The following is a 3,994-nucleotide window of genomic DNA, read 5'->3' as shown; positions in this document are numbered from 1 at the left end:
TATTGCAAAGCAGGTGGAAGAAGTGCTAAAGCAGCTTCTATTTTAAAAGACAAAGGTTTTAAGCAAGTTTATGATTTAGATGGAGGAATGATTGGTTGGAATAAATCCAAGAAAAAAGTAGTTAATGACTAAGGTTTTTTTAATAAAAAAAATATTTTTTTATTACACTGTTATAAACTAAATACTCTAAAATTTAGTTTTTGTATTTAGCATCTATAGGGTTTGTTTATTAATTATGATCGAGGTTTGTTTAGCCCTCTGTCATATAGTACAATGCTACCAGCTATAGATACGTTTAAACTTTTTTCAGATTTAAACTTCACCAATGCGTGGCATTTTTCTATAGCCTTTTTGGTTAATCCATTGTCTTCGGCACCTAGTAAATAAACACATCGTCTTGGATGCTGAAAAGCCTCTAAATCTTCAGCTTTTTCATCTAATTCTACACCAATTAAACGAGCACCTTTAGGTAGGTTTTTAAAAAAATCTTCAAAATTTTCATAATGAAAATAGGGCATTGTCTTAACAGCATTGTGCGTGTCAGAAGCTTGTTTGGCATATCTATTTCCTATGGTAAAAATAAAACTAGCGCCCAAGTTTTGTGCGGATCGCCATAAAGCACCTAAATTTTCTGGAGTTTTTCCATTTTGTATTCCAATACCAAAGTACTCATTTGTAAAATTATCATTCATGGGAGCAAAAATAAATAAAGATATTAATTAAAATATCATTTTAATTAAATTTAAATGACCGTTCGTTACGAGATTTTTTTTGATATTGTCGTTGTGTTTGAATTGTATTTGTTTGGAGATATTCCAACAATATCTTTAAAGCTAGTAAAAAAAGGATTGTAAGATAAAAAACCTACTTTTTTTGCTAAAGAATCATAAGTGTTTTTTTTCAAATATCCATTATTTATTAATATAACAGCATCTTGAATTCTAATTGTTTTTTTTAAATCCAAAAAAGAAATTTTAGAGTGATACTTAAACAAATACAATAAATGACTTTTAGGAATATTTAATTTAAAGGCTAATTCATTCAATGTGAAATTAGGATCACGAAAAAACTGATTTTCATCAATAACCAATTCAATTTCGGTTACGTAATTTTCTATATTTTTAATAATTTTGTCTCTTAATTGCAGTTCTTGATTGTTGTTTATCTCGTAATTTTTTTTTAATTGCCATTGAAAAGTTTTTATAATAATATAATCTTTATTTTCCTTACTTTTTTTCCTTAAAAATTTGTATCCGTATAATATTTCTGGAGTATATAGTATTTTAAAATAAATTAAACACCATACTATTGAAGATAAATAAATACCATAAACTCCAACAAAAATACCCAACTGTTTTTTTTCTAAAAACATTGAAATGAGAAGTCGCAAGCCAATAAAATTCAGTGTTATATATAAGTAAAATGACCACTTGCTTATTATTTTGTTTTGTTTTTCTATTAACTGTAAAATACTTTTTTTATGCCAAATATTTTTTTTGAGTTTTTTAAATGTCAAAATATTGTAAAAAACAACATAAATTATAAAAAGGGAATATAGTAAAGAGTGATGATTTCTATTAAAATTTTTTAAAGTATTAGTATAGCAATTTATCAAAATAAAAAGAATTGGTATTATAAAATGAAATAAATCCTGAACTACAATTTTTTTTTGATTGTTTATTAAGTTTTTAAAATACAAATAAATAAATGAAATTAAAAACACAAATACAATATTATAATTTTTTAAAAAACTATGATGTAATAAAGTTTCTCCAGATAATCCTAAAACTCCAACAAGCGCCAATCTATAAGATGATAACAATATAATTAGAGCAAGATAAATATTCATTATTTCATTTGTTTTGTAACCAAATAAAATAAAGATAAAAGTAACCATACCTATAACTCCTGTTGCAATTAAAATTAAGCTAATTAACATTAATTCTTTTTTTAAATTATTTTTTTTTCAAAAAAAATAGTTAGATAATCTTTGCCACCATTTTTTTAAACATCACTAAAAGTTGTAAATATATACTAAAAATCGTACATTTTTTATTATTTTTTTATTAAATGATGATTAACTTGTATAATTGTAGCAATAAAAATTATATAAAATGAAAACTCTATTTTTGTTATTGAGTACAGTCATTTATGGTCAAGATTTGCACCATCAAATGATTAGTTCACAAGGTACAACCAAAACGACTTCTTCTGGTTTGATTGTTAAACAGACCGTTGGACAGCAATCTGTAGCCGGAACATCACAAAATGGATATATTGTTCAACAAGGTTTTCAGCAAAGCTTTTGGTTAAAACATCTTACAGATGTTAAAAATATGGCTATCACTATTACACCTTATCCAAATCCGTTTATCGATGTTGTTAACTTTCAATTTTTTGGTGTAACAGATGCCCAAATTATGGTTTCCATTTTTGATATTCATGGAAGAATTGTTTTTTCAAAAACACTACCTGTTACCAATAATGTGATAAGTATTTCTTTGCCCAATTTACCCCAATCTGAATTTTTAGTTCATCTTACAGGAACTGCACTTAATTATTTCACTAAAATTTTAAAAAAATGATAAAAAAAATATCTGTTCTGATAGTTATGTTTAGTATGTCAAATTTGTTTTCCCAAGAATTTTTTATTCAATCGGGCAAAAATCATACTTCTTATGAATTTGCATCACCAACTGTTGATTCTAATTTAGAGTACAGGTCAGCTATTGGCGATGCTTTTGCTTTTGGATATAATCACAAATTCAACCAGTCAAATTTTGCTTATCAAGTAAGTGTAACCTACAACCAATATAATGCTGCTGCTTCTAATGGGGCAACAAATTATACATGGAATACAAGCTATATGGGCTTACAAAATACGGTTTCATATTCTTTACGGGATAAAATTAAAAAAATTCAAATTTTTTTAAACGCAGGATTTAATACGGCTACTGTGTTGCGAGGCGATCAGTTTATTAATACACTTTATTACGATCTTAAAAATCAAGATGAATTTTCGGGTATTATACTCCAACCTCTTGTTGGTTTGAATATGCAATACACTATTTCGGACAAAATAAAATTAAGTTTAGGTTATAATTTTTCAAAATCTTTTCACATATCCAATTCAACAGACGAAAAAGTGTCATTTCTTACCAATCAAATTCAATTAGGACTTCATTTCCCTATAAAATAACGACTATGAAAAAATTTTATGTATTTTTATTACTAGTAGGTTCATTAGGTTTTTCACAAACCAATGGAATCACTTATCAAGCAGTAATTATGAACCCATCTGGACAATCTATACCAGGTGTTAATAATATTAACGCACCCTTAGCAAATAAGGCTATTTGTTTAAAATTTGCTATTATAGATTACAATTCACAAACCGAATATTTAGAAACGATTCAAACCACAACCGATGCATTTGGAATGGTTAATTTAATTATTGGAACAGGAACAAAAATAGGAGGTTATGCAGCAACGTTTACCGATATTCTTTGGAACAATAATGCTAAGAATTTGAAAGTAGACATTAGTACAACTGGAGTTTGTTCTTACTATAATGAGATAAGCAACCAACCTTTTACTTATGTTCCATTTGCAATGTTTGCATTGAACACAGAAAACACAGAAGCTATAGCTACAATTGAGAGTTTGTTAATAGATTTACAAATTGAGTTGGATGATTTTCAACTGGGTGTGGGAGTAGGTCCAGATGGTTTATATGTTGCCAATCCCAATACAAATTACATCAATATGTCAACTTCGGTAATTGATGCTACAGAAAATTTAGATGCAGCAGTTGCGGCAGTTCAAGCAGATGTTGATGCAAATGAAACGGCAAGTAACACCTCAGATGCTGCCTTACAAACGAACATCGATGCTTTAAGTTCAACAGTAGTATCAAATAATACAGCAGCAACGAATGCGATTGCTTTAAAAGAAGATGCGGCAAATAAATCAACAGACGTTACTTTATCGGACG

General features: G+C 27.7%; 6 protein-coding genes. 4 read left to right on the top strand and 2 right to left on the bottom strand.

Features of this window, described 5'->3' with window-relative positions:
• Positions 1 to 132 (top strand): rhodanese-like domain-containing protein (locus AABM47_RS05565; protein WP_338409940.1); only part of this gene is annotated, 132 nt, incomplete at its 5' end.
• 101 nt (positions 133 to 233) lie between these two features.
• Here AABM47_RS05565 and AABM47_RS05560 read toward each other — a convergent pair.
• Together AABM47_RS05560 and AABM47_RS05555 are read right to left on the bottom strand one after the other, a co-directional pair.
• On the bottom strand, positions 234 to 692 hold the full coding sequence (locus AABM47_RS05560; RefSeq protein WP_338409939.1) for an RNA methyltransferase: 459 nt from the start codon (positions 690 to 692) through the stop codon (positions 234 to 236).
• Between the two features lie 65 nt (positions 693 to 757).
• A complete protein-coding gene (locus AABM47_RS05555) occupies positions 758 to 1,372 on the bottom strand; it encodes an AraC family transcriptional regulator (protein WP_338409938.1) in 615 nt (204 codons plus the stop codon).
• 742 nt (positions 1,373 to 2,114) lie between these two features.
• On the opposite strand from AABM47_RS05555, the gene AABM47_RS05550 reads away from it, so the two are divergent.
• From AABM47_RS05550 to AABM47_RS05540, 3 genes are all read left to right on the top strand, one after another.
• Positions 2,115 to 2,585: a T9SS type A sorting domain-containing protein gene (locus tag AABM47_RS05550; protein WP_338409937.1), complete on the top strand. Its 471-nt coding sequence runs from the start codon at positions 2,115 to 2,117 to the stop codon at positions 2,583 to 2,585.
• Positions 2,582 to 3,199: a hypothetical protein gene (locus tag AABM47_RS05545; protein ID WP_338409936.1), complete on the top strand. Its 618-nt coding sequence runs from the start codon at positions 2,582 to 2,584 to the stop codon at positions 3,197 to 3,199. Before AABM47_RS05550 ends, AABM47_RS05545 begins: the two co-directional genes overlap by 4 nt.
• Before the next feature lie 5 nt (positions 3,200 to 3,204).
• The coding region (locus AABM47_RS05540; RefSeq protein ID WP_338409935.1) for a hypothetical protein at positions 3,205 to 3,994 on the top strand (790 nt) is incomplete at its 3' end.

Origin of the sequence: uncultured Flavobacterium sp., from assembly GCF_963925415.1 — a bacterium.
Lineage (GTDB): Bacteria > Bacteroidota > Bacteroidia > Flavobacteriales > Flavobacteriaceae > Flavobacterium.
Note: the sequence above shows the minus strand (reverse complement) of the source record. Positions and strands in the feature narration are given on the sequence as shown.

What these genes read in the sequence shown, in the direction of transcription:
- AABM47_RS05555 (WP_338409938.1), bottom strand. Translation starts at nt 1,372, where the DNA reads ATGTTTTTAGAAAAAAAACAGTTGGGTATTTTTGTTGGAGTTTATGGT.
- AABM47_RS05560 (WP_338409939.1), bottom strand. Translation starts at nt 692, where the DNA reads ATGAATGATAATTTTACAAATGAGTACTTTGGTATTGGAATACAAAAT.
- AABM47_RS05550 (WP_338409937.1), top strand. Translation starts at nt 2,115, where the DNA reads ATGAAAACTCTATTTTTGTTATTGAGTACAGTCATTTATGGTCAAGAT.
- AABM47_RS05545 (WP_338409936.1), top strand. Translation starts at nt 2,582, where the DNA reads ATGATAAAAAAAATATCTGTTCTGATAGTTATGTTTAGTATGTCAAAT.